The sequence below is a fragment of the Filimonas lacunae genome, from assembly GCF_002355595.1.
Taxonomy (GTDB): domain Bacteria; phylum Bacteroidota; class Bacteroidia; order Chitinophagales; family Chitinophagaceae; genus Filimonas; species Filimonas lacunae.
In genome coordinates, this window is the sequence record NZ_AP017422.1 from 2,925,254 (window position 1) to 2,950,916 (window position 25,663).

A 25,663-nucleotide genomic window follows, 5' to 3' on the forward strand; every position below is an offset into this window, starting at 1 on the left:
TGAAAAACTGATGCAACTTACAAATTTTCACAATCTGTTATGCAAAAAAAGAGGTCATGTAATGATTTAATTACATGACCTCTAGTGTATATCTATGAACAAAGACTATTATGCTTCGTTTCTAAAAACCACTACCCCGTCAAATACATCTACTAACACAGGATGGTTTTTATCTACGTCTCCAGACAGTATCTTTTTGCTCAGGCCGTTGATAATTTCTTTTTGTATCAACCTTTTCAACGGACGGGCTCCAAACTGCGGATCAAAACCGTTTTCGCTCAGGAAGTCCAGCAGGTATTCGCTGAAGTTGAGCGTGATGCCATTGTTGGATACCAGGTGTTTGAGATGTTGCAGCTGTATACGGATAATTCCTTTTATTTCGCTGCGCAGTAACGGCTGGAACATGATAATTTCATCTACCCGGTTTAAAAACTCAGGGCGAATGGATTGTCTTAACAAGTTCATCAGCTCGGCTTTTGATTTCTCAATAACCTTATCCTTATTGCTTTCATTTACGTTTTCAAAGTTGTCTTGGATAATGTTGCTGCCGATATTGCTGGTCATGATAATAATGGTATTCTTAAAGTTTACCACACGCCCCTTGTTATCGGTTAAACGGCCATCGTCCAGCACTTGTAACAGGATGTTCCATACATCCGGATGTGCTTTTTCAATTTCATCCAGTAACACCACACTGTAAGGTTTCCGGCGCACAGATTCTGTTAACTGCCCCCCTTCATCATAACCCACATATCCGGGAGGCGCTCCTACCAAACGGCTAACAGAATGCTTTTCCTGGTATTCACTCATGTCAATACGCGTCATCATGCTGTCGTCATCGAACAGGTATTCTGCCAGGGCCTTTGCCAGTTCTGTTTTACCTACACCAGTGGTGCCCAGGAAGATGAATGAACCTATTGGCTTTTTAGGATCATTTAACCCTGCCCTGCTACGTCGTACGGCATCTGCTACGGCTGTGATAGCTTCTTCCTGTCCTACTACCCTTTTATGCAGTTCGTCTTCCAGGTTCAGCAGCTTCTCACGTTCTGTTTGCAGCATCTTGCTTACCGGAATACCGGTGGCTTTGGCTACGGCTTCTGCAATGTCTTCTGCATCCACTTCTTCTTTCAGCAGCCTTCTTTCACTAATGGCGTCCAGCTGGCCGGTTGCTTCTGCAATTACCTGCTCCTGCTCTTTTACCTTACCGTAACGAATCTCTGCTACCTTACCAAACTCACCATCCCTTTCTGCTCTTTCTGCTTCCAGTTTTAATGATTCTATATTGGCTTTAGCAGCCTGTATCCTTTCTACAATCTCTTTCTCCTGGCTCCATTTGGCTTTTAAGGTATCACGCTGTACAGCCAGCAGTGAAATGTCCTGTGCCAGGTCTTTCAGCTTGCTTTCATCGTTTTCACGCTTAATAGCTTCTCTTTCTATTTCCAGCTGACGAATGCGTCTTTCCAGCTCGTCCAGTTCTTCGGGCATGCTGTTCATTTCCAGGCGCAGGCGTGCGGCGCTTTCGTCTATCAGGTCAATGGCCTTGTCCGGTAAAAAACGATCGGTAATATAGCGGTTGGATAATTCCACGGCAGCTATAATAGCCTGATCTTTTATGCGAACATGGTGGTGTGTCTCGTATCTGTCTTTAATACCCCGTAAAATACTGATAGCATCTTCTACGCCTGGCTCACTTACCATTACTTTCTGAAAGCGTCTTTCCAGGGCTTTATCTTTTTCAAAATACTTTTGGTATTCGTTTAAGGTGGTAGCTCCAATAGCGCGCAACTCTCCACGTGCCAAGGCAGGCTTTAGTATGTTGGCTGCATCCATGGCTCCTTCACCACCGCCAGCCCCTACCAGGGTGTGAATCTCATCTATAAATAAGATAATTTCTCCATCGCTTTCCGCTACATCTTTCACCACCCCTTTTAAACGCTCTTCAAATTCACCCTTGTATTTGGCGCCTGCAATCAACTGGCCCATATCCAGAGCGAATATGATTTTACTTTTCAGGTTTTCCGGTACGTCCCCGTTTACTATACGCATGGCTAAGCCTTCTGCTATAGCGGTTTTACCTACACCGGGCTCACCCACCAGTATGGGGTTGTTTTTGGTGCGGCGGGAAAGGATGTGGAGGGTGCGACGTATTTCTTCGTCGCGTCCAATCACCGGGTCCAATTTGCCCTGACTGCCTAATTCGTTCAGGTTTTTGGCATATTTCTGCAGGGCATTGTATTGCTGCGAAGCGGTTTGCGAGTTAACGGTAGCGCCTTTGCGTAAGTCTTTAATAGCAGCTATTAGCCCTTTCTCGGTTAAACCGGCATCTTTCAGCATTTTGGCGGTATCGTCGTTACCGTGTAAAATGCCCAGTAATACGTGTTCAACGCTGATGAACTCGTCTCCAAATTGCTTTAAGGATGAGTTTGCACGTAGTAAAGCATTGCTTAAATCGCGGCTAACACTTTGTGCAGCATCGCCGGATGTTTTAGGCAGCTTTTTGATACTTTCACCCAGCTTGCCTTCTACATAAGAAATGTTGACGTTGTTTTTCTTTAATAGGTATTCTACAGGACTATCTGAGTCGCTCAGCAGCACCTGTAATATATGGTTGGTTTCTATATTCGGATTTCCATTATTAAAAGCCTGCTGCTGCGCCGCCTGTATCACTTCCTGTGCTTTAATCGTATAATTGTTCAGATTCATATAGTTGATTGATTTTAGCCTGTTTTATTGTAACCCTTAACTCTTTGTATTTGTTGAGTCTGTTAGTCTGTAAATAATCCGGTTTCTTCTATACTTTTATTTTATCAAAGAATAACATATTATCTTCAAAACACAATCCAACCTTTCTAAATAGGAAAATATGTCACAGATACGAACGGTTTTCTGCAGATCCGTCAGCTTAGTAACGGCTTCTCTGCTAATTATGCAGTCTACCCAGGCGCAATATAATTTCAGTGGTGTAGATGCCAAGGTGCAGCAATACCAGAAACAGCTGGGGAAAGATGCGGTGATAATGGTATATAAAGACAATAAGGTAGTATACCAGAAAACGCTGGGCGAATGCCAGGTAACTACCCCCGCGCCTATTGGTGCAACCAGTCAGTGGCTTACTGCGGCTTTGGTATTAACCCTGGTACAGGAAGGCAAACTGTCGCTGGATGATAAAATAAGCCAGTACTTACCCATTTTTACTACTTATATGAAGTCGTATGTCACCATTCGTCAATGCCTGGAGCAAACATTGGGTTTTCGTACCGACAAGGGATTTGTAAGACGTTTAAAAGGATATGCAACACTGGAAGAGGCAGTGAATGATATTGCTTCTAAACGGGAGATTGATTTTAAACCGGGTGATGCGTATCAGTATAGCGACCAGGGCTGGGATATTGCAGGCCGTATACTGGAGGTGGTTACTAAAAAGCCATTCGACAGGCTGATGCAGGATCGTATTTTGCGGCCGCTGGGTATGCGCAATACCTCATTCAGCACTTTTGATAAAGCGGTAAGTCCATCTGAAGGAGCGGTCTCGTCTGCAGCCGATTTTGTAAAATTTGAGCAGCTACTGCTGGATAAGGGCGTATTCAATGGTAAACAAATATTACCGGGTACGGTGGTAGATGAGTTGCTGAAAGCGCGCACTATTGCTGCTACTGTAAAATATATACCCAAAAATCTGGAAGGATGGGCTTATACATATGGTGGCTGGGTACAACAGGCCGATGAACAACAAAATGCAGTAGTAATAACCAGTCCAGGCACAGATGGCACCTGGCCTATGATTGATGTAAAAAATAAGTATTCCTTCATTGTGTTTGTAAAGAACGGGCAGAGCGAGCAAAAGCGGGAAATGTATGCAGATATAAAAGCCGCAATCGATGTTGCCATCGGTGCGGCTCTATAATATTAATCAATAAGCTCCAGGTGGTCGATGGGAAACTCCACCATCATCACCTGGCCTAAGCTTTCCATACTTACATATACCTTTCTTTTCCCTGATGCCCGTAACACGGTGCCGGTTTGATCCATAAAAATGCCCTGTTTTATCTTGATGCGGGCATCTTTATCAAATGAATCGATAGAATGTACAGTTATAATAGCATCTTTCTGTAACAGGTACGATTTAATCGTTTCTATCTCTTCGTCTTTAATGATGGCAGGTTTATTCAGGTAATACACAAAGTTTAAAATGCCATCTGTTTGCAATACGCGCAGTTTTTCCTGATCGGCAATGCGCACAAACACATACGATTTAAACAACGGATCTTCAATTACCTTTTTGCGGTCGCTCCATTGTCTTTGCAGTTTTTGTAAAGGACACCAGCTTTCTATGCCCTTTTTTTCCAGCACTGAGTTTATTTTCTTTTCCCAGCGTGGTTTTGTGTAAACGGCAAACCACTTTTTACCTGTTTCCTCATTTTTCATTTTCTCAGGGTTATACGATCCTACAATAACGTTCATCGTTGGGGTATACGGGTGTTTTTCAAAGTATTATTTACTGGCGTGCAACATTTTGCTGCCTGCCGGCGGCCATATCGGTTACAATACGCATGGTTTCATCTATATACAAATCCGTTTTCAACCTTTTCAGCCAATCCTGATAACGCTCTCCTTTCGCTTTATCGGGGTTGTTGTAGTATTTTTCTTTATCAGCTTTCAATACCTGAACGTTTAATTCTTTGTTTTTAGTCAGTTTCAGCGCGCTATCGCTCAGCTTGCTCATTTCACGTGCTTTTTTCTGGTCATCTCTAAACTGAGTGATATTAAGGCTTACTTCTTTATTAGCATTCGCGTTGGCCCATTCAGCACTGTTTTTAATGGCTTTAAAGGCATAGCTGTTGCTAATACGCTGTTCTGATGCTTTTTTCACTGTATTTATATCTGCATCTTTGTCCCAGGTATTATAAGTAAGCTTAGGAATCTGATCCCACTGTAAAGCAGAGGTGTAATCTTTTTCCCTGAACTTCTGATACTCGAACAAATCTGGTAACACAATATCCGATGCAACGCCTTTTAACTGGGTAGAACCACCATTGATACGGTAAAATTTCTCAAATGTCAGTTTTAATGCGCCATATTCGGTACGGCCACTGAACATATCAATAGGTTTACCTAATGGCAGGTTCTTTTGTACCGTGCCTTTACCAAAAGTAGAGGTACTGCCTACAATAATACCGCGTTTGTAATCCTGTATAGCTGCTGCAAAGATCTCTGATGCAGAAGCACTTAATTCATTTACCATAACAGCCAAAGGACCGTCATATAAATGATCATTGTTTTCATCATTCAGGATAGATGGTTTGCCATCTCTGTCTTTCACCTGTACTACCGGACCGTTATTAATGAATAAACCTACCATTTGCACTACTTCATACAGAGAACCTCCACCGTTAGAGCGTAAATCAAGTACTATGCCATCTACATTTTCAGATTTCAGCTTTATTACCTCTGTTGCAACATCGGCAGCGCAACGTGATCCGTTAGCGCGCTCAAAATCAGCATAGAATTCAGGCAGGTAGATGTAACCTATTTTTTTGTTGCCGTTATTCAGTATTACACTACGGGCAAATGCTTCGTCCTGTACTATCTCGTCACGTAAAAGTGAAACCACTTTAATGTTGCCATCGGGGCGTTTTAAGGTCAGTTTTACTTCTGTGCCTTTGTTACCTCTAATCAGTTTTACGGCATCATCCACACCCAGGCCGGTAATATCTACGGGTTCAGCTGAACCTTGTGCTACTTTAATAATCAGGTCGTTTACCTGAATCTGACCGCTTTTCCAGGCTGGGCTACCAGGTACTACGCTAATTACTTTTACCCCACCAGCATCTTCTTCCCGCAATTGTGCTCCAATGCCGTAAAAGCGGTTGCTCATTTCTTCGTCAAACGCTCTTTTTTCCAGTGGCGGTAAATAGTTGGTATGTGGGTCCATTGCGCCGGTAATCGTATTTACAAACAGGTTAAACTGTTCGTCTTGTGTTAAGCGCTTTTTTAAACGGTTAAAGTTGCGGTCCATCAGCTTCACCACTTTATCCCTGGCGTCTTTTTCCAGTTGTGTGTCGGTTTTGCTATGGATAGAATCGGTTGCTTTGCTTTTGGCGCGGGCATCCTGTAAATCGGCAAACCTGTCTAATGTCAGGTATTTTAAACGTTTTCTCCAGTTTTCCTTACGGGCCTGTTCATCGGCTACATAGTCCAGTGAGTCTGCTTCCAACTGCACTTTTTCGTTTACACTGAAATCGAACGGCTTGGCCATGATCTCTTTATACAAGGTGGTAATTTCCCCCATGCGTTTGGTATACAAATCACCTGCAGTTGCGAAAAAGCCAATAGGTGCACCATGGATTTCGTCGTCAATAGTGGTTTCATACTTTTTAAGGGAAGCTATATCGGAAGCCAGGTATATATTCTTCTCGGGGTCCAGGCTTTCAATGTATTTTTTGAAAATGTCCTTTGAAAAACTGTCATCGATCAGCTTGGGATCGTAATGCTTCTGTTCCAGGATGTATCCTACTGTTGCAAGTAGTTGCTGACGACGTGCCATTGCTGTTTCGTCTTCACCTCTATACCTGAAAGCCCATAAACCTAATCCGCATAATACTATTATTATAAAAGGCAGTACTTTTCTACTCATCATGATTCTTAAAATTTTTCTGCTCATGCTCCTCAAAAATAATGGAAATATGATTGTTATAAGCTACCATTCCTCCTATTAACATGCTTTTTTATGAAGCGCTTCGTAGGACCTGAAAAATTATTTTAAAAAAAAATGCTTTCATATTTGCTTGATATTGAATTTTTTCTATTTTTGCAACCCCAATGAGAACAAAGGTACTCAAAAAGGAAAACGGAGGGTATAGCTCAGTTGGTTAGAGCGTCAGTTTGTGGCACTGAAGGCCGTGGGTTCGAGCCCCATTATCCTCCCCACAGTTAAAGCCTTGTAACAGTTAATAACTTTACAAGGCTTTTTTATTTCATAAAACTGAACCTTATTAACAATGAACATCTGCTACTGGTTACTTCCTTTTTTTACTGCTTTTGCCGGCTGGTTGTCTGTTCGTGTGGTGGTATATCTATTATTTTACCCTGTAAGGCCGGTAGTATTGCCGGGTTTTAAATGGCAAGGGCTGCTACCTGCTAAACAATCGCGTATTGCAACTGAGCTGGGGCGTGTGATTCAAAAAGAGCTTTCTTTTACAGTTATAGAACAACAGCTTACCCGACCTGATACTTTTCAACAGGTGAAGCCCGGAGTGGAAGCGCATATTGATGAGTTTTTACGCGTAAAGCTGCCTAAGGCTATGCCGGTAATCAGCATGTTTATTGGCGACAGAACTATTCAGCAAATGAAGGATATTTTTATGGGTGAACTGGAAACGCTTTTTCCGGCAATAGTGCATCAATATGTGCAGGCTTTGGAAAAGGATACGGACATTGCACAGCTGGTTGCTGAAAAAATAAACAGTCTCTCTCCTCTTCTCTTACATCAGCATTTATACGCTCCCGCAGCGGCACAAATGGCAAAACTATCGGTAATTGGCATATTGGTTGGTTTTGTGGTGGGAATGCTTCAATTAGGGCTGATGCTGATTGCCTAAATTCTTTATCGGGCGACCGAATACCATCTGGCGCAGTTTTTTTGTATATCAGGTTACACGAGCTTTGACTTCGAATGAGAGAATTTATGAAAAAAAGATTGTTGTATCTGGTTCTTGCCTTGCTTCTGAGTATATTATCTCACGTATATGCGCAACGGCCTGGTGGAATGGGTGGTGGCCGTGGCGGTCAGAATATGAATGCCGGCCATCTGTACGGAAAAATTGTTGACAGCAAAACAAACAAAGGTATTGAAGGCGCCACTGTACAGGTTGTTGCCTCTAAGTTTGATACAGTAACCCATAAGCCTAAAGAAGTGATTGCTGGTACTGTATTAACCAGCAGTAACGGCGATTTTAGCCTGGAAAGCCTGCCTGTTTTTGGTAAATTAAAACTGCGCGCTACTGCATTAGGTTATACCGATTATAATAATCCCGTTTCTTTTGATCTTAAAATGCCCTCCCGTGGCGAAGGTGGTAGTGATGCTTCTGCCGGCAGCGGTGGTGGTACCGACCGTATGCAGCAAATGCTGAATATGGTGGATAAAGACCTGGGCAACATTAAACTGGAAGCCAGCGATGCCAATCTGGGCAATGTAACGGTAACAGCTTCTGCCAAGCAATTTTTTGAAATGGGTGTTGACCGTAAGATATTCAACGTTGATAAAAACCTGGTGAGCAGCGGACAAACTGCTACAGAGGTAATGAAGCAGATTCCTTCTATAAACGTGGATATTGACGGTAACGTTACTTTACGTAACTCTTCCCCACAATTGTTTGTGGATGGCCGCCCTACTACTTTAACTATGGACCAGATTCCTGCCGATATTATTGATAAGGTAGAACTGATCACCAACCCTTCTGCCAAGTACGATGCCAGCAGCGGCGGTGGTGGTATTTTAAACATTGTATTAAAGAAGAACAAGAAAACCGGTTATAATGGCGGTATTCGTGCGGGTGTTGACTCCCGTGGCAAGTTTAACGGCGGCGGTGATCTTAATTACCGCCAGGGTAAAATTAATTTTACCCTGAATGGCATGTATAACGAGCGTAAGTCAAAGTCTACTTCTTATACCGATCGTACCAATATAAGTGACGACCCTACCATGATTACCCAGGAGATCAATGGTGTACAAAACAACCGCTTCTATTTTATCAGACCAGGTTTCGACTGGTTTATTGATAACCGTAACACACTTACTGTAAACGCCAATTTTGTAAATGGTAAATCTGATAACGATCAGCCTCAGCTGCTGGACTCGTTGAAGAGCGGTGCTAAGTTTTCACACAATGATGTGGTGTCTAAAACCAACATGAATTTCAATAACCCTGGTGGCCAGTTAAGTTATAAGCACAACTTTGCTAAAAGTGGTCATAATATCAGTGCAGATGTTAACTACAGCAGTGGTACCAGCAAAAGCGAAGCAGTGTTAAATACTTACACCACCAATCCTTTATATCCCGATCTGAACCCGGTGTTACAAAGCACCAACAGTAAGGGCACCAACAAATTCTGGACATTCCAGAGTGATTATGAAAACCCGTTAACCGAAAACAGCAAACTGGAAGCAGGTGTACGTGCGGCTATCCGTGATTTTCAAAACGACAACGATCAATACCTGTACAGTTTCACTACTAATAAGTATGAGCTGAATACGGTTGCCAGCAGCCATTATAAGTATAAAGACCAGGTGTATGCCGCTTATGTAACTTATAGCTTTAAAACCGGCACTAAATGGAATTATCAGCTGGGTTTACGTACAGAAAGCAGCAATTATAAAGGAACCCTGTTAAACAAGGACACCAGCTTTAGCGTAAACTTCCCGTTGAGCCTGTTCCCTACTGCGTTTGTTACCTATAAAATGAGCGATAAGCAGGATTTACAGTTTAACTATACCCGTAAAGTGAATCGTCCCGGATTTTTCCAGTTGACTCCTGTGGTGGATTACAGCGATCCGCAAAACCTGAGTGTGGGCAACCCTGCTATGAAGCCGGAGTTTACCAACTCACTGGAGGTGAACTATAACAATGCATATAAAAAGAACGCCAACTTCCTGGCCTCGGCGTATTTCCGTTATGCTACTAACTTAATTACCAGCTATCAGTATAAGGATATTAACCCGCAAACCGGCGACAGTGCTGTGTACAACACCTCTGTAAACGCCAACAACAGCGTTACCTACGGTTTGGAGTTAACGAACCGCAATACCATTGCTAAAATATGGGACCTGTCGTTAAACTTAAACCTGTACAATTCCAAAATCAACTACGATAATCTGAAAACGGCTACTGGTACCAGCAACCAACGTATCAGCTGGTTTGCTAAAGTAAATAACAACTTTAAGCTGCCTAAGAGTTTCTCTATCCAGTTTTCAGGCGATTACCAGGCTAAAACAGTATTACCCCCCAACAGCGGCAATAACAACCGCCGTTTTGGTGGTGGAATGATGGGTAGCCAAACCACTGGTACAGCACAGGGCTATATTAAACCGCGTTACAGCTTCGACCTGGCTATTCGTAAAGATTGGAGCTGGAAAGGTGGTAACAGCGCTTCTATCACTCTTAGCATGAATGATATATTCAGAACACAGTTATACAGCACTTATTCTGAAAGTACTTTCATGATCCAGAATACACAAAGAAGACGTGACCCACAAATTCTGCGTCTGAACCTGAGCTATCGCTTTGGCAAGTTTGACGCTACTTTATTCAAGCGTAAGAATAACAAGGCTGAGCAAGGTGGTGGAATGGATATGATGAGTGGTGGTAGCGGAAGCTAATAAAATCATTACTTATATAGAAAAACCCCTGGTATTAATACCAGGGGTTTTTTATTAAAAGCTATTATAATGTTGCATCCAGTAATGCCTTGCCTTCTGCTTTCAGGGCTATATCGTCCTGAGTACGGGAAGGCAGTTTTACCAGCTTATTTAATACTTCAATAGACTTAGCGGGTTTGTTATCCTGTTTATAGGCTTTAGCCAGGTCCAGGTAGTTTTGCACAAAATAAGGTTCCAGTGTGCGACATTTTTCCATGTAGGTTATAGCGGTATCCAGTGATGGTTTTTGCATGCCGCTGCCACCGTACAGGGTTTTGGCTGCTGCTTTTTTAAACCAGTTCATATTCAGCATTTCCAGGTTCCATTTGCCCACCATATAGTTGGCTTTGCCGTGGTTGGGATTAATGGCAAGGGCCTTGTCAGCGTACTCTTTGGTTTGTTTAATGTATTGAACCAGTTTTTTGTTTTCTTCTTCTACTTCCGGCATTTTAGAAGATACCAGGCTCATAATGTAGTTTACCTGTGCATTTTCGGGCTGTTGGTTATAAGCGCGGGTGGCAAAGGTAAGGGCCTGGTCGTAAGAGGGCTTGCGGGCTTTTATATCTTTGATCCTTCCTCCTGTTGCACAACTCAGTTCGGCGGTTTTCAGCAGGGCAGTGATGTTGGTTGAATCTGCTATGGCTACCGACTTGAACTTTTCCAGTGCTGCATCTTCTTTCAGTTGTTTTTCCAGGTTCTCTGCTTCTTTCAGGGTAACAGTGGCATCCTGTGCAAGGGCTGCCTGAAAGGTTACCAGGCTAAACAGGGCTATGGCCAGGTTTTTCTTTATCATGGCTTATTGTTTTATGGTTGTGTTTGTTGGTCTTTTCTGTTGATACGGTATTGTACGCTTACGCTGCCGGAGAAGTTGACTACCGGCAGGTGTTGTTTGTGTAGTATGATATGCACCTCCTGTACCAGGGCAAACTCCTGTATAATGTCGTTGGCTATGTTGTATACAATGGTTTCCAGTAAAGCGGTAGGCTGCTTCATGCGGTCGGCTATTACCTGGTATATACGTGTGTAGTCAACTGTGTCTGCTATGCGGGTTACGGGCAGGCGCGCCGGCTGGTAATGCACTATCGCGTCTACTTCAAAAGCATTTCCGGCAATGGTTTCTTCGGCATACAAGCCGTGTGTGGCAAAAAAGCGAAGCTTTTGTAAATGAATTGTAAGCATATGATATAAAAAAGGCTGCAGGCAAGATAATATAAATTTATCTGTCACCTGCAGCCTGATAATATGTCTACTTGTACTCGTTTAACAGAACGTGGTTATACCAGTCCTTTTTCGCTTAAATAGCGTTCTGCATCCAGTGCAGCCATGCAACCACTGCCAGCAGCAGTTACAGCTTGTCTGTATATTTTATCCTGTACATCGCCGGCAGCAAAAACGCCTTCAATGTTGGTTTTAGAGGTACCAGGTATGGTTTGGAGGTAATCGGCCTCATCCATATCCAGCCATCCTTTAAAAATGCCGCTGTTAGGCTGGTGGCCAATAGCTACGAAAAACGCGCTTACAGGAACAGTTTGCACATCACCTGTTTGTGTGTTCTTAATAGTTACGCCTTCTACTTTGTTTTCACCGGTAACTTCTACGGTTTCAGAATGCCAGTATACTTTAATGTTGGCAGTAGCTTTTACTCTGTCCTGCATTACTTTGCTGGCCTTCATGCCTTCTTCTCCTTTGCGCACAATCATGTGTACGTTAGAAGCAAGCTTGCTCAGGTATATAGCTTCTTCGCATGCAGTATCTCCTGCACCTACAATAGCTACTTCTTTACCTCTGAAGAAGAAACCGTCGCACACCGCACAGGCGCTAACGCCATAGCCGTTCAGTTTTTGCTCGCTTTCCAGCCCCAGCCATTTGGCCGATGCGCCGGTAGCAATGATCACCGCGTCTGCTTCAATCAGTTTTTCGTCGTCAATCCATACTTTGTGAACAGGACCTGTAAAATCCACTTTGGTGGCTAATCCGTAGCGGATATCTGCTCCCATGCGGGTGGCCTGTTTTTCAAAATTGACCATCATTTCTGGTCCTTGTATACCTTCCGGATAACCAGGGTAGTTCTCTACCTCTGTAGTAATTGTTAACTGGCCGCCGGGCTGAATGCCCTGGTACAACACAGGCTTCATATTGGCCCGTGCTGCATAAATAGCAGCAGTATAACCGGCAGGTCCCGATCCAACGATCAGGCAATGCACCTTTTCTACCGTTTCTTTTTCCATTGTGAGATATGTTCTTATTTGAAGGGGCAAAAATATACCCTTTGCAGCATCTGTGCAAAGGGTATATTCATAAAGAAAACCAAACTGGTTATCCTAAGTACGCTTTTAACGCATTGCTATAGCGTGCTTTCTGCAGGCGCTTAATGGCTCTTTCTTTAATCTGGCGGATACGTTCTTTGGTAAGATCGTATTTCTGACCAATTTGCTCGATAGTTACACCATTTTCACCATCCAGACCAAAATAAGCGTTTACTATTTCAGCTTCGCGGGGACTTAATGATTTTAAAACGCGGCGGATTTCTTCTCTTAAAGAGTCTTTCATCACGTCGTCGTCTGTGTCATCGCTACCTTCCAGCAAGTCGCCCATGGCCACATCTTCTGCTTCGTGTACCGGAGCGTCTAACGATGTGTGACGGGTGTTGCTTTGGAAAATATTGTTGATCTCTGTTTCGCTCATTTCCAGGATTTCTGCCAGTTCTTCGGTAGAAGGTTCCCTTTCATGTTCTTGCTCAAAGGCCATGTAAGCCTTATTTGCTTTGTTGTAGGTGCCAATTTTGTTTTGAGGCAGGCGGACTAATCTACCCTGCTCTGCCAACGCTTGTAAAATGGACTGGCGAATCCACCATACGGCGTATGAAATGAATTTGAAACCCTTTGTTTCGTCAAAGCGTTGAGCTGCTTTGATAAGACCGAGGTTGCCCTCGTTAATAAGATCGCTTAACGATAAACCCTGGTGTTGATATTGTTTTGCAACAGATACCACGAATCGTAGGTTCGCCTGCACCAGCTTGTCTAAAGCTCTTTGATCGCCCATCTTGATTCGTTGCGCCAGTGTGGTTTCCTCTTCGGGAGTGATCATCGGAATCTTAGAGATTTCCTGCAGATACTTTTCTACGGCTTGGGAATCACGATTGGTGATCTGTGTGGCAATTTTAAGCTGCCTCATAATGTATAATACTTGTTTTTATAAAAACGTTTACAGGACTTCAATTGTTTGTAACTTTTGCGGTCGAGGCGTTAAACTATTCAAAAAAATAGGAATAAAGCGTTTGCAAAGGTATACGTTATCAACGGAATCTACGAGGAATTGTTGAAAAAAAAGGGCGATTTATAAAAAAATTACCATAAATACCCTATATTAAGGGGCAGGGCGCCCTTTTTCCTGCTGATTACGGGTATACTATTATCTGATTTTCTGCGGGTTAAACTGTTACGAAATACTACTTTTGCAGCCATGATGGATTACAGATCTGACACAGTAACCCGCCCTACTCCCGGCATGTTACAGGCGATGATGAACGCGGAAACCGGTGATGATGTATTTGGTGAAGATCCTACAGTAAATTTCCTGCAAACAAAAGCAGCGGCTCTTTTTAATATGGAAGCCGCCCTCTTCTGCCCCAGCGGCACCATGACCAATCAAATTGCCATTAGATGTCACACCCAGCCTGGTAACGAGGTTATATGTGATACATTGTCGCATATTTACCAATTTGAAGGTGGGGGAATTGCCTCTAATGCCGGTTGTTCGGTTAAATTGCTACAGGGAAATAATGGCCGGGTAACAGCGGGAATGGTACAGAAGGGAGTGAACAATCCTCATGATATTCATAAAGCGGTAAGCACATTGGTGTCGCTGGAAAATACGGTGAACTTTGGTGGAGGTACTTGCTACGATTTTGCCGACATACAGGCTATTAAAGAGGTATGTGTTACCCATCAGCTGGCTTTTCATCTGGATGGCGCACGTTTGTTTAATGCTCTGGTGGCAAAAAAGGAAACGCCTGCACAATATGGACAGGTATTTGACAGTATCTCTATATGTTTAAGTAAAGGGCTTGGTGCGCCAGTAGGTAGTTTGCTGTTAGGAACGCAGGCTTTTATTACCAAATCGCGCCGGGTGCGTAAGGCAATGGGCGGCGGCATGCGCCAGGCAGGTATTCTGGCTGCAGCTGGTGTTTATGCGCTGGACAACCATGTAAACCGGCTTGCAACCGACCATTTACATGCGCAGCAGTTAGCAAAAGCCTGGGGTGAAAAAGATTTTGTGGGTGAAATATTGCCGGTAGAAACAAATATTGTAATTTTTGAGGTGAAAGGTAGATACACAGCCGCTGAACTCGCATCATTGCTAAAAGAGAAAAACATCCATGTTATAGCCATTTCCCCAACCCATATTCGTATGGTATTGCACCTGGACATTCAATTACACATGATTGAAGAAACGCTGGCTGTAATACAGGCATTATAAACAACATAGAGAAAAAACAAAAGAATAAAAAACAAAGAATATGCTTCCAAAAGTAAATCCTACGAATACCCAGGCCTGGCTCTTGCTTAGAAGACATTATGAAGATGAAATGCAGCGTATGCACCTGCGTGATTTGTTTACACAGGATGCGGATCGCTTTCAGAAATTCTCTCTCACTTTAGGTGACATATTGTTTGACTATTCCAAAAACCTGATAACACCCAAAACCCAGCATCTTTTATTACAACTGGCAGAAGACTGCAGTTTGAAGGAAGCTATTGCCAGCATGTTTGCCGGCGATTTGATCAATGAAACAGAAGGACGTAGTGTTTTACATACTGCCCTGCGTAATTTTTCGGGTAACCCGGTAGTGAGTGAAGGAAAGGATGTAATGCCCGATGTACAGCGTGTACAGCAGCAGATGAAAGATTTTTGTGCCAATGTGCATGGTGGTAAATGGAAAGGCTATACCGGTAAAAAAATCAAGTACATTGTAAACATTGGTATCGGTGGCAGCGATTTAGGCCCTGTAATGGTAACCGAAGCGTTGAAGCCTTACCAGGTGAAAGACATTCAAACGTATTATGTAAGTAATGTGGATGGTACCCATATTGCGGAAACCCTGAAAAAGGTGAAGCCGGAAGAAACCCTGTTTCTGATTGCTTCCAAAACCTTTACCACACAGGAAACCATGACCAATGCCCATTCAGCCAGGGAATGGTTTTTAGCTGCTGCCAAAGAGGAAACACACATTGCCAAGCACTTTGCTGCATTAAGTACCAACGAAAAAGAGGTAGTGAAGTTTGGTATTGACCCTAAAAACATGTTTGAGTTCTGGGATTGGGTTGGTGGTCGTTACTCTTTATGGAGCGCCATTGGTTTATCAATTGCCTTAACCATAGGTTACAACAACTTTGAGCAGGTGTTAAAAGGTGCTTTTGAAGTGGATGAACACTTTAAAAACACATCTTTCGATAAAAACATACCGGTAATTATGGCGCTTATCGGCATCTGGTATGGCAACTTTATGGGCGCACAAAGCGAAGCAATTTTACCTTACGACCAGTACATGCACCGTTTTGCAGCCTATTTCCAGCAGGGCAACATGGAAAGCAACGGTAAAAGTGTAGACCGTAGCGGTAATGAGGTAAACTATTCTACCGGTCCGGTTATCTGGGGCGAGCCTGGCACCAATGGTCAGCATGCTTTTTATCAGTTGATACATCAGGGCACTCCATTAATTCCTTGCGACTTTATTGCACCCGCCATCAGCCATAACCCGCTGAGCGATCATCATGTGAAACTGCTGAGCAACTTCTTTGCTCAAACAGAAGCGCTGATGAATGGTAAAACAGAGAAAGAAGCCAAAGAAGAATTGCTGAAAACCGGCAAGTCAGACGAGGATATTAAAAAGCTGGTACCGTTTAAGACCTTTGATGGTAATAAACCTACCAACTCCTTCCTGGTAAAACAGATCACTCCATTTACACTGGGCTCATTAATTGCTTTGTACGAGCATAAGATTTTTGTACAAGGTGTTATCTGGAATATTTTCAGTTTTGACCAATGGGGTGTTGAGCTGGGTAAACAACTGGCCAACAACATTCTGCCCGAACTGGTTACAGAAGAATCTGTAAGCACGCACGACAGCAGCACCAACGGTTTAATCAACGCTTTTAAACAAATGCGTAAATAAAACAAAAAAGCTCCCGGAAGAGGAATCATCCTGGAGCTTTATAATAAGACAAAAATAAGCTATTTCAATCGGGACTTGGATTGCTAATTAAATTACCACTTGTCAACTTCATCAGTTGCTGTTGCTGCAACAACTTCAGTAGAAACAACACTGGCTACATTAATTACGGCTACTACCGGGGCTACTTCTTCAGCTACCCTTTCAGTTTCACCCATGTCACCTGACTCACTGCCATCTTCTGCGTACTCATGATTGTAAGCGTCAAAATCAAAATCAGGCATTAATTCAGTTTTCACATAGTCTACCGCTTCCGCTAAAGCCTTAATGAACTTATTGAAATCTTCTTTGTACAAAAAGATCTTGTGTCTGTCGTAACCATCGTCGTTAAAACGTTTCCTGCTTTCTGTGATAGTCAGGTAGTAATCGTTACCACGGGTTGCTCTTACATCAAAAAAATAAGTCCTGCGCTTACCAGCCCTGATACGTTTGCTATAAACGCTCTCAAGTTTCTTGTCATTATTTTCGTACGCCACAGTGAAAAAGGTTTTGGTTAACAATCCATTTTTAAGTTATACAAATATAGGATTGTTTTCAAATTGCCAAAATTTTGCTACATAAACTTGTAAAGTTCTTTATTTTAAGTGGCGTGCAGCATTTAGGCAGTGGGTTGTTCATTGCTCACTTGCAAACGGTACAATTCTGCGTAGTATCCGTTTGATGATAATAATTCATCATGTGTTCCCCTCTCCACAATAGCACCGTCTTCCAACACTACTATCTGGTGAAAATGTAAGGAGGTGAAAATGCGATGGGTAATGATAATAGCCGTTTTTTGGTTGAGGAAACGGTATAAATTATTGACTATTTCGTTTTCCGTTTTGGCGTCAACGGCGCTTAGGCAATCATCGAACAGCAAAACCGGAGAATTTTTCACCAATGCCCTGGCAATAGACACCCGTTGTTTTTGTCCTCCACTCAAAGTAACCCCCCGCTCTCCTACCATGGTTTGATAGCCGTTTTCCAGTCGTTTTATTTCATTATCCACGCTGGCATATTGCGCTGCCTGGAATAACTGATCGTCTGAAGCGGTTTGTGGCAGGCCAAAACTAATGTTATTGCCTACATTGTCGCTGAACAAAAACACATCCTGTGGCACATAACTTATTTGTTCCCGCAGGTGGTTTAGCAGCATTTTTTGCAGGGGTACCCCGTTAATGGTAATGGTGCCTTCATCAGCATCGTAAAAACGGAGTAGTAACTGGGCTATCGTGGTTTTACCGCTACCGGTTTTGCCTAATATCAGCACTTTTTGCCCCTCTTTTACCTCTAATGAAAAATGGCGCAGGGCTTTTATTCCGGTGTTGGCATAGGTAAACGACACATCTTTAAATACAATATCTCCCTGTAAAGGCACTTGTTGTGCATCAGATGCATTTTGTATGGTAGGTTCCGTTTGTAAAAACTCGTTCAGGCGTTTTTGTGAGGCTGATGCGCGTTGTACCATGCTGGCCACCGAACCGATGGCACTTACAGGGAAGGTGAGCATGTTAATGTAAATGACAAACTCCACAATTAACCCTATATTCCTTTGAGGGTCATTTAAGGCCATTTGGCCACCTACTAAAATGGTGATTAAGGTGCTTAAGCCTACCAGCAATGTCATGCTGGGAAAGTACACCGCTTCTACCTTAGCCAGGCTTACGGAGTTTTTGCGGTATTCCTCGCTGTTTCTTTTAAAGAACCCCAACATAGCTTTTTCCTGAACAAATGACTTAATTACCCGGATGCCGGAATACGATTCCTGAGCGTTGGTGGTTAAATCGGATAGCAGGCCCTGCACTTTTTCACTTTTTTTATGAATAACGGTGTTGACTATATATATAGTAACGGCAAGAATGGGCAATGGAGCCAGTACTATCAGGCTCAGGTTCACATCTTTTCTAAACATGTTTACCACGCAAAGGCTAATCAGCGACAGCAGGTTTATGAGGTACATCATAGATGGCCCGGTGTACATGCGCACACGGCTTACGTCTTCTGTCATGCGGTTCATTAAATCGCCGGTACTATGAGTTTTATAAAACCCTGCGTCCAGTTTCTGGTAGTGCTGGTATACTTCGTTTTTCTGGTCAAATTCAATGTGGCGGCTCATTACAATAATGGTTTGCCGCATAAAAAACATAAACAACCCTCTTGCTACTGCCAGCAGTAATATGGTAACGCTACACACGGTTACCAATGCACCAAAGCTCATGGAATTTACCCAGGTGATAAACCAGTTCACCAGTTTATCATGCTCACGCACATCGTGATGAACGGCTTTTGCGCCGGGCAGCATTTCCTGTAATTTGTTTACCACATAACCAGTTATTTCGGGCGCCAGCACCGCAAAATAGTTACTGGCAATAACCAGAAAAATGCCTGCTGTAAACCGGTAGCGGTATTTCCAGAAATATTTATTAACTGCCTTCAGATGCTTCAACAACTACAATTTTGGGCAAAATTACAACTATCTGGTTGGTGTTTCAACCTTCATTTGCGTTTTTCGGCTAGCTTCATAACGGCTTCTTCTTATTGAGCTTCATAGAATTGAAAGGGGAAATTACAAGGGTAAAAGTGATGCCATACACCGAAAGTATTTTGTACCAAAACAGGGTTGGGGTTGGTAATGATGCCGATAAAATTCTTTTCTTTGCCGCCGGTTATAAATCACCCGTTTAGTATCTCTTAAAAAACAAATTGTAGAACTACCATGAAAAAAATGCTTTTACCTGCACTATTATTGGGTGCAGTGCTGACCTCTTGCTCTAAAAACGACAGCTCAACGGAAAACGGCCCCACTCCCTATGTTGTAAAATGGGAAAGTAACAATGCCCAAGTGCCTGGCTATCGTAGCTTTGTATACGCTGGTGATAAGATCACTTCGTATTCTGATTCTTCCAAAGGAGGTTTGGAAGTGTATACTGCTGTATATACCGGTGATAAGTTAACCAGTATTGTATACAAGTATGGCAGTAATGATACCGTTACAATATTCTCTTTTGAATATGATGGTAATGGCAAAGCCATCAGACGAAACAATTGGTTTTCTTCTGATGATTATATGAAGGTATACGATTCTATCGTATATAACGCTGCCGGCAAACTGATTGCTACTTATACCAAAACAGTACAAGCTGGTGTAACTAACATTACCGATGTTGTAAATTATACCTGGGATGCCAATGGTAACATGACCCAGGTAAAAAGAGGAGAATACAACTATAATAATGGCGTTACTACTTATTATGCTAAGGAAGAGTATACCTACGATTCTATCGCCAATCCGGTGTTAAAGATGGGGAACCCTGTTTTCTGGTTTACCACTTTAGGCCGTGAATATATTAGCGATCATAATATTGTCAAAATTGCGGAGTATGACAGCCCTAATTTTGATGACACATATGTGCTGGCTTCTGTAAACACCTATGCTTATACTTATAAAGACGGTGTTATTGACACCCGTGTAGCAAAAGAAGGTGATGATGAGAGCACGCTGGAACTGGATAACAGCTTCCGCTTCTTATATGAATACAGATAAGGTTTGATCAGCTTATTAATAAAAACAGGTTTGGGAAATACTCCCAAACCTGTTTTTATTTGTACCACCACCCTATAGTAAAGGGCTGTTAACTATGCTTAGTAAAAACTGTTCTTTATCCGGCTATCTTTTTATTGTACTGGGTTTGCAGGTCGTTCAGTGTTTTATAGTAATCTGCTTTTTCCATAAAAACATCCGGATGGTATCCCTGCCCTTGTTTGCGCTTTTTGTGCAGGTTAAACTGGCTGGCATGGGAAGATAGCCAGATATCGAATCGTAGTTTTTTCATAGCGTCCAGTGTATAAGCGTAGTCTTTGGCTATGTCGGGATAACTGGTTACTTCGCTGAATTTCTTTTCTGTTACAATGGTAGGCATATTAGCAATCAGCACCTTATAACTTCTGCTGCTATCTGTTACGGTGAAAATATAGCTGCACGAGCCTTTGGTATGTCCCGGGTGATGTAGCAGGGTAAGCACCATGTTATCCAGTTGAATGGTATCGTTATTGTGTAATGTTCTGTTCACTTTTACAGGCTGGTAGGTGCTGCCATTACCACCTAAGGCATAATCGCTGTTGCCGCCATCTGTGGCTACGGGTACATCTTTTTCATCAATCATTACCCGTGCGCCGGTTTGCTTTTGCAGGACAGCCATAGCTCCCATATGATCGTAATGTGCCTGTGTGGTCAATAATACTTTCGTGTCTTCGGGACGAAAGCCGAGTTGTTTAATGTTGCTGGTGATAACTTCTGCGGAAGAAGCCAATCCAGTGTTGATAATAATATTGCCTTTAGAAGTAGTGATCAGGTAGCTGGCCAGGTCAAAGGTGCCTACATAATACAGGTTGCCGACAATTTGAAAGGGCTGGTAAGGCTTTGACCATTCAGGTGGTGTATCAGTAGGCTCTTTTACCTGCTGAGCGGTTGCAGAATAGTGTGCGGTTAGTGCACATACAAGTAAGGCGGTGCTGGTGAATAAACGTGTGGTCATATCAAATGAATTGTTCCTGAAATATAAGGTTGTATTGTTTAAACTACCGAGTTTTTCTTATCTCGAAACCATTTTTCCTAAACGCGATACGTTATTAGTAGTTGTCAACAGGAACTTGCGGCCAACTACTAAACTATAGACAATGCAATTGAAACGTTTCACAGTGCTCTTACTGGTATTTTTGAGCGCGCTTTGCCAGGCTGGTTTTGCCCGTGAAGGCAACCTGGAAAAAAATGGCAGTATCAGCGGTTCTGTTACCACAAGTGACCATAAACCAGCTTCCGATGTTTCTGTAACCTTACTTACCACCAACAAAGGTGCTATAACCAATGAAAATGGCAATTTCCGTATCAGCAACATTGCTCCTGGTACCTATACCCTGCAAATTTCGCTTACCGGTTATACTACAGTAGAGCGCGAGGTGGTGGTGGAAGCCAATAAAACAACCATTACATCGGTTCAACTGGAAATATCGCAGAGTGAATTGCAGCAAGTGACGGTGAAAGCAGCCAGGAATCCTTATGTACAACGTCAGCTGTCTTCTTCCCTGCGTTTGAATGAACCTGTTTTGGAAGCTGCACAGAATATCCAGACTGTTACCGCTAAAACCCTGGCCGACCAGCAGGTAATAAGCATGAGCGATGGTGTGCTAAAAAACGTGAGCGGTGCTACTCAGCAAGCTATCTGGGGCGACATGTATACCAATGTGCTCATGCGCGGTTCACAGGTTACTGCTTTGCGCAACGGAATGAGCATAGCTACCTCCTACTGGTCGCCATTAACAGAGGATATGAGCGTGGTAGATCATATCGAATTTGTGAAGGGACCGGCCGGTTTTGTCATGCCGGTGGGCGACCCTGGTGGCGTGTACAATGTGGTTACTAAAAAGCCTACCGGTGTTAACCGCGGAGAAGTTTCTTTAATGACCGGCAGCTATGGACTTTACCGTGGTGCACTTGACCTGGATGGCAAACTGGATAAAGAAGGAAAATTGTTATACCGTTTTAATATTGCCGGAAAAAAGCAAAACTCTTTCCGTGATTATGAATATAACAACAGGCTTACAGTGGCGCCGGTAATCAGTTACCGCATGAATGCTACTACTGTTATAACAGCAGAATACCTGTTACAGAAAATGAAATCATCAGATATTGGTGGCGCTTATGTGTTTACTACAGATGGTTATGGAACCTTACCACGCGACTTTACCATTCTCGATCCTGGTATTGAACCTACACATATGACGGATCAGAGCTTTACTGTTAACCTGCAAAAGCAACTGAGTACTAACTGGAAATTTACGGCACAGGCAGCTTACTTTAATTATAAGCAGCAAGGTACCCAGCTATGGGCCTATAATGTGGCGGCTGATAGCATAGTACGTAACCTGTGTATATGGGACGCTTCCAGCAATGCTAAGTTTTTTCAGGCTTACCTGAATGGGCAAATTCAAACCGGAAGCATACAGCACCGTATTATAGGGGGCGTTGATTTCAATGATAAAAAATACCTGGCCGATTTCTGGCAAAGTGCTGACCTTGATGCCGACTCGGCCAAGTTCAGCCTGCGCAACCCGCAATACGGCACCTTCACTAACGGCTATCCTGTATGGGACAGAACCACGCCACTGGCAGAGCGTGCAGGCCCGGCAGGAACACAGGCAACCACCTATTACGGTTTTTATTTGCAGGATGAACTGGGCTTCTTCCATAATAAACTCAGGCTTACTCTTGCCGGCAGGTATTCTTATCTGAAAGCCAATTATTTTGCGGATGTAAGCACCGACAAAAAATTTACACCACGCATAGGCTTAAGTGCTAACATGGATGCCAATACCACGGTATACGCCTTATACGACCAGGCGTTTCAGCCACAACCGGGTATTCGGGAAGATGGACAGAAGGTAAAACCGCTTACCGGTAGCAATATAGAGGCAGGCGTTAAAAGAGACTGGATGAATGGCAAATGGAATACATCCCTATCGGCCTACAGGATTGTAAGGAATGACGTGAACGCTAAAGATCCCAACGATCCTAATGGCGTTTTTATATTTCAGCTGGGTCAAACCGTTTCAAAAGGTGTAGAATTTGACCTGCGAGGTGAAATGTTGCCTGGTTTAAACGTAATAGTCAACTATGCCTTCACTGATTCTAAAATCACTAAAACAGATACCACTGAAGTTTCTAAAGCAACCTTGAACCAACCCACCGGAAACTACGCTAAAAATGTAGCGAACGCGTGGCTGACTTACCAGGTAAAAACGGGTATATTGAAAGGATTTGGTATCTCAGGCGGTATCACTTACCAGCAGGGGCGTGAACAATGGGATGTTTCTTCCACTGCACCCAAACTATCACTGCCTGATTATACTAAAATCGATGGCGGTTTGTTTTGGGAACATAATGCTATGCGCGTAACCCTGAATGTATACAATATAGCAGATAAATACCTGTATATAGGTTCGCCTTCAGATTATTATTATACCTACCAGGCAGAAGCCGGAAGAAACTGGCGTTTGGGTGTTGCTTATAAGTTTTAGCCCGACACTGATAATAAAAAATGGACAAATCGTGTTAAATGGTTTGTCCATTTTTTATTGATTAACTGCCATGATTCTTCTTTAAGTGAAACTTAGTCGTCAGAAGGAGCGTTTATCCCCCCGGAGCCGCGTTGCTGTATTTTATCTTCCCCATCAAAAGTTTATTGTGTTGCTTTGCTTACAGGTTAATATGCTTCATGACGAAAAAGGCGCCTATATCACTTTACTGGAAATGCCAGCTTGCTGGTTGGTCGGCGGCTTCTTTATATTGGGGATATGCTAGCTTTCTGGATGGGCGTTATATTCTTTGGATTGGCCTGTTGCAGTTTTTGTCTGATGTTGCGTTGTATGTATTGATCACGCATCTGTATCATTTGTTTGCACTCAGGCATCGCTGGCAGCAGCTAAGCCTGGGCCGTTTAATCAAAAGGCTTATTCCAGCAGTGTTAGTGTTGGGGCTGGTATACCTATTGGTAACAGCAGGCAAAATATACCTGTTCCGTTTGTGGTTACCCTTAGGGCTTGTGGAGCCGCTAGCTGTTTTTTTAAAGGTTAATTGGTTGCCTATACTCATGGCAGGCATCCGGTTAATGTGTATCTGGCTACTGGCCTATCACTTGTATTACTATGGTAAGCGGGAAGTTACGCTGGCCCGGGAAAATGCCCGGCTGGCGCTGGTGGCTAAAGATGCACAGCTTAACAACCTGCATGCACAGCTGAATCCTCACTTTCTGTTTAATTCACTCAATACGATAAAAGCGTTGGTTATTGATGATCCGTCTTCGGCGAGAAGGGCTGTTGATCTGATGTCAGACATGCTGCGTTTGTCGCTTTACTACCAGGAGTTGATATTGCATCCGTTAAAAGACGAACTCAGCCTGGTGGGCGATTATCTGGAAATGGAAAAGCTACGCCTGGAAGAGCGGCTACAGTTTTCTATCGAATTCCCACCTGAGTTGGCAGAAGCCCACATTTTACGTTACAGTGTGCAGGTGTTGGTGGAGAATGCTATTAAGCATGGTATCAGCCGGCAACGGTCGGGTGGCCTGTTACGGATAGTGATTATGCAGGAAGATGGTGTTATCAGTACATGTGTACAAAATCCCGGAAAGCTGGATACGGCTGCGTCTTTACACGGTTTGGGGCTAAAGAATCTGAAGGAACGTTTACAACTGCACTATCAGGATAAAGCTGTATTTACTATTAGTGAGGCTAAAGGAACAGTTTCTGCATATATTTTAATTCCAGTGGTATGAAAAAGATCACCGCCATAATTATTGATGATGAACGCAGCGCCAGAAATGAGATCAGGCGTTTGGCTGCCGGCTATCCTTACCTCGACATTATTGCGGAAGCCAGAGATGCGGAAGAAGCCGAACGGCTGATAGAAGAAATGCAACCCGATCTGTTGTTCCTGGATATACAGATGCCCGGCCGATCGGGGTTTGAATTACTGGAATCATTGGCCTGGGGCCAACAGGTAATTTTTATTACTGCTTTTGACCAGTATGCAGTGAAAGCTTTTGAGGTCAGTGCATTGGATTACCTGATGAAACCAGTACGGGAAGAGCGCTTTGCCAAAGCGATTGAACAGGTGCAACAAAAGTTTGCCCCACCAGGCGAAGCCAGTGTATTTATTAAAGACAGGAACCGGTATTACTTCCTGCCGTGGAAAGAGGTGTTTTTGATTGAATCTATGGATAACTATGCCAGGCTATCTTTTGACGATAAGAATGTGTTGGTGAAAAGTTCGTTGAACCAACTGGAAAAGCGGCTGGAAGTAATGTCGTTTTTTCGCGTAAACAGGGCTCAGCTTATCAATACCAACTTTATCCGGCAAATAGAAACCTTGTCTGATGGCCGCACACAGCTTACACTTACTACCGGCAGCAGTGTGGAAATATCCGAACGGCAATGGGTGAAATTTAAAAAGAGTAACAGAAACATATAGGCTTTCTGCTACT

At 43.1% G+C, this 25,663-nt stretch carries 19 protein-coding genes and 1 tRNA gene; 10 read left to right on the top strand and 10 right to left on the bottom strand.

What is annotated here, in order from left to right; genetic code table 11:
* Positions 1-108: 108 nt before the first annotated feature.
* Positions 109-2,703: an ATP-dependent chaperone ClpB gene (gene clpB / locus FLA_RS11615; protein ID WP_076380660.1), complete on the bottom strand. Its 2,595-nt coding sequence runs from the start codon at positions 2,701-2,703 to the stop codon at positions 109-111.
* A 223-nt stretch (positions 2,704-2,926) separates the two neighbouring features.
* On the opposite strand from clpB, the gene FLA_RS11620 reads away from it, so the two are divergent.
* The gene (locus tag FLA_RS11620) at positions 2,927-3,904 is read left to right on the top strand and encodes a serine hydrolase domain-containing protein (protein WP_076380661.1); all 978 of its coding nucleotides are present in this window, start codon (positions 2,927-2,929) and stop codon (positions 3,902-3,904) included.
* A 2-nt stretch (positions 3,905-3,906) separates the two neighbouring features.
* Here the strand turns inward: FLA_RS11620 and FLA_RS11625 are convergent, their stop codons facing one another.
* Entirely contained in the window at positions 3,907-4,461 is a 555-nt protein-coding gene (locus FLA_RS11625) for a UpxY family transcription antiterminator (protein WP_231940427.1), read from the bottom strand.
* A 34-nt stretch (positions 4,462-4,495) separates the two neighbouring features.
* Positions 4,496-6,637: a carboxy terminal-processing peptidase gene (locus FLA_RS11630; RefSeq protein ID WP_076381014.1), complete on the bottom strand. Its 2,142-nt coding sequence runs from the start codon at positions 6,635-6,637 to the stop codon at positions 4,496-4,498.
* A 213-nt stretch (positions 6,638-6,850) separates the two neighbouring features.
* On the opposite strand from FLA_RS11630, the gene FLA_RS11635 reads away from it, so the two are divergent.
* The 3 genes from FLA_RS11635 to FLA_RS11645 all read left to right on the top strand — a co-directional run bounded on the left by FLA_RS11635 (position 6,851) and on the right by FLA_RS11645 (position 10,375).
* A tRNA-His gene (locus FLA_RS11635) sits at positions 6,851-6,927 on the top strand.
* 71 nt (positions 6,928-6,998) lie between these two features.
* Complete coding sequence (locus FLA_RS11640; protein WP_076380662.1) at positions 6,999-7,598, top strand: DUF445 domain-containing protein; 600 nt, start codon at positions 6,999-7,001, stop codon at positions 7,596-7,598.
* An 86-nt stretch (positions 7,599-7,684) separates the two neighbouring features.
* Positions 7,685-10,375 carry an outer membrane beta-barrel family protein gene (locus FLA_RS11645; protein WP_076381015.1) on the top strand — a complete coding sequence of 897 codons (2,691 nt, stop codon included), beginning with the start codon at positions 7,685-7,687 and terminating at the stop codon, positions 10,373-10,375.
* 64 nt (positions 10,376-10,439) lie between these two features.
* Here the strand turns inward: FLA_RS11645 and FLA_RS11650 are convergent, their stop codons facing one another.
* From FLA_RS11650 to FLA_RS11665, 4 genes are all read right to left on the bottom strand, one after another.
* Positions 10,440-11,207 carry a tetratricopeptide repeat protein gene (locus FLA_RS11650; protein WP_076380663.1) on the bottom strand — a complete coding sequence of 256 codons (768 nt, stop codon included), beginning with the start codon at positions 11,205-11,207 and terminating at the stop codon, positions 10,440-10,442.
* Between the two features lie 11 nt (positions 11,208-11,218).
* Positions 11,219-11,593: a dihydroneopterin aldolase gene (gene folB, locus FLA_RS11655; protein WP_076381016.1), complete on the bottom strand. Its 375-nt coding sequence runs from the start codon at positions 11,591-11,593 to the stop codon at positions 11,219-11,221.
* A gap of 95 nt (positions 11,594-11,688) precedes the next feature.
* A complete protein-coding gene (trxB, locus tag FLA_RS11660) occupies positions 11,689-12,642 on the bottom strand; it encodes a thioredoxin-disulfide reductase (RefSeq protein WP_076380664.1) in 954 nt (317 codons plus the stop codon).
* Positions 12,643-12,730: 88 nt separating this feature from the next.
* On the bottom strand, positions 12,731-13,588 hold the full coding sequence (locus FLA_RS11665; protein ID WP_076380665.1) for a sigma-70 family RNA polymerase sigma factor: 858 nt from the start codon (positions 13,586-13,588) through the stop codon (positions 12,731-12,733).
* A 288-nt stretch (positions 13,589-13,876) separates the two neighbouring features.
* Between FLA_RS11665 and FLA_RS11670 the strand changes: the two genes are divergently transcribed.
* Positions 13,877-14,893, top strand: coding sequence for a threonine aldolase family protein (locus FLA_RS11670; protein WP_076380666.1), 1,017 nt, complete (start codon positions 13,877-13,879; stop codon positions 14,891-14,893).
* 40 nt (positions 14,894-14,933) lie between these two features.
* Positions 14,934-16,589, top strand: coding sequence for a glucose-6-phosphate isomerase (pgi, locus tag FLA_RS11675; RefSeq protein ID WP_076380667.1), 1,656 nt, complete (start codon positions 14,934-14,936; stop codon positions 16,587-16,589).
* 92 nt (positions 16,590-16,681) lie between these two features.
* On the opposite strand, the gene FLA_RS11680 is transcribed toward pgi, so the two are convergent.
* Positions 16,682-17,122 (bottom strand): DUF3276 family protein, encoded by a 441-nt coding sequence (locus FLA_RS11680; protein ID WP_076381017.1) that lies wholly within the window; start codon positions 17,120-17,122, stop codon positions 16,682-16,684.
* A gap of 122 nt (positions 17,123-17,244) precedes the next feature.
* Positions 17,245-19,071 (bottom strand): ABC transporter ATP-binding protein, encoded by a 1,827-nt coding sequence (locus FLA_RS11685; protein ID WP_076381018.1) that lies wholly within the window; start codon positions 19,069-19,071, stop codon positions 17,245-17,247.
* 270 nt (positions 19,072-19,341) lie between these two features.
* Here FLA_RS11685 and FLA_RS11690 point away from each other — a divergent pair, with 270 nt between their 5' ends.
* Positions 19,342-20,169, top strand: coding sequence for a hypothetical protein (locus FLA_RS11690; RefSeq protein WP_076380668.1), 828 nt, complete (start codon positions 19,342-19,344; stop codon positions 20,167-20,169).
* A gap of 115 nt (positions 20,170-20,284) precedes the next feature.
* Here FLA_RS11690 and bla read toward each other — a convergent pair whose 3' ends face one another.
* On the bottom strand, positions 20,285-21,160 hold the full coding sequence (bla, locus tag FLA_RS11695) for a subclass B3 metallo-beta-lactamase (RefSeq protein ID WP_076380669.1): 876 nt from the start codon (positions 21,158-21,160) through the stop codon (positions 20,285-20,287).
* Positions 21,161-21,302: 142 nt separating this feature from the next.
* Here bla and FLA_RS11700 point away from each other — a divergent pair, with 142 nt between their 5' ends.
* The 3 genes from FLA_RS11700 (at position 21,303) to FLA_RS11710 (ending at position 25,650) form a co-directional block, all read left to right on the top strand.
* Positions 21,303-23,699 carry a TonB-dependent receptor gene (locus tag FLA_RS11700; protein WP_096510938.1) on the top strand — a complete coding sequence of 799 codons (2,397 nt, stop codon included), beginning with the start codon at positions 21,303-21,305 and terminating at the stop codon, positions 23,697-23,699.
* Positions 23,700-23,896: 197 nt separating this feature from the next.
* Positions 23,897-24,955 (top strand): sensor histidine kinase, encoded by a 1,059-nt coding sequence (locus FLA_RS11705; RefSeq protein ID WP_076380670.1) that lies wholly within the window; start codon positions 23,897-23,899, stop codon positions 24,953-24,955.
* On the top strand, positions 24,952-25,650 hold the full coding sequence (locus FLA_RS11710) for a LytR/AlgR family response regulator transcription factor (protein WP_076380671.1): 699 nt from the start codon (positions 24,952-24,954) through the stop codon (positions 25,648-25,650). The genes FLA_RS11705 and FLA_RS11710 overlap by 4 nt, the downstream gene beginning before the upstream one ends.
* The last annotated feature ends 13 nt before the right edge of the window (positions 25,651-25,663 follow it).

Excerpts from the sequence above, each read along its gene's own strand:
- clpB (WP_076380660.1), bottom strand. The coding sequence starts at position 2,703 with ATGAATCTGAACAATTATACGATTAAAGCACAGGAAGTGATACAGGCG.
- FLA_RS11620 (WP_076380661.1), top strand. The coding sequence starts at position 2,927 with ATGCAGTCTACCCAGGCGCAATATAATTTCAGTGGTGTAGATGCCAAG.
- FLA_RS11625 (WP_231940427.1), bottom strand. The coding sequence starts at position 4,461 with ATGAACGTTATTGTAGGATCGTATAACCCTGAGAAAATGAAAAATGAG.
- FLA_RS11630 (WP_076381014.1), bottom strand. The coding sequence starts at position 6,637 with ATGATGAGTAGAAAAGTACTGCCTTTTATAATAATAGTATTATGCGGA.
- FLA_RS11640 (WP_076380662.1), top strand. The coding sequence starts at position 6,999 with ATGAACATCTGCTACTGGTTACTTCCTTTTTTTACTGCTTTTGCCGGC.
- FLA_RS11645 (WP_076381015.1), top strand. The coding sequence starts at position 7,685 with ATGAAAAAAAGATTGTTGTATCTGGTTCTTGCCTTGCTTCTGAGTATA.
- FLA_RS11650 (WP_076380663.1), bottom strand. The coding sequence starts at position 11,207 with ATGATAAAGAAAAACCTGGCCATAGCCCTGTTTAGCCTGGTAACCTTT.
- folB (WP_076381016.1), bottom strand. The coding sequence starts at position 11,593 with ATGCTTACAATTCATTTACAAAAGCTTCGCTTTTTTGCCACACACGGC.
- trxB (WP_076380664.1), bottom strand. The coding sequence starts at position 12,642 with ATGGAAAAAGAAACGGTAGAAAAGGTGCATTGCCTGATCGTTGGATCG.
- FLA_RS11665 (WP_076380665.1), bottom strand. The coding sequence starts at position 13,588 with ATGAGGCAGCTTAAAATTGCCACACAGATCACCAATCGTGATTCCCAA.
- FLA_RS11670 (WP_076380666.1), top strand. The coding sequence starts at position 13,877 with ATGATGGATTACAGATCTGACACAGTAACCCGCCCTACTCCCGGCATG.
- pgi (WP_076380667.1), top strand. The coding sequence starts at position 14,934 with ATGCTTCCAAAAGTAAATCCTACGAATACCCAGGCCTGGCTCTTGCTT.
- FLA_RS11690 (WP_076380668.1), top strand. The coding sequence starts at position 19,342 with ATGAAAAAAATGCTTTTACCTGCACTATTATTGGGTGCAGTGCTGACC.
- bla (WP_076380669.1), bottom strand. The coding sequence starts at position 21,160 with ATGACCACACGTTTATTCACCAGCACCGCCTTACTTGTATGTGCACTA.
- FLA_RS11700 (WP_096510938.1), top strand. The coding sequence starts at position 21,303 with ATGCAATTGAAACGTTTCACAGTGCTCTTACTGGTATTTTTGAGCGCG.
- FLA_RS11705 (WP_076380670.1), top strand. The coding sequence starts at position 23,897 with ATGACGAAAAAGGCGCCTATATCACTTTACTGGAAATGCCAGCTTGCT.
- FLA_RS11710 (WP_076380671.1), top strand. The coding sequence starts at position 24,952 with ATGAAAAAGATCACCGCCATAATTATTGATGATGAACGCAGCGCCAGA.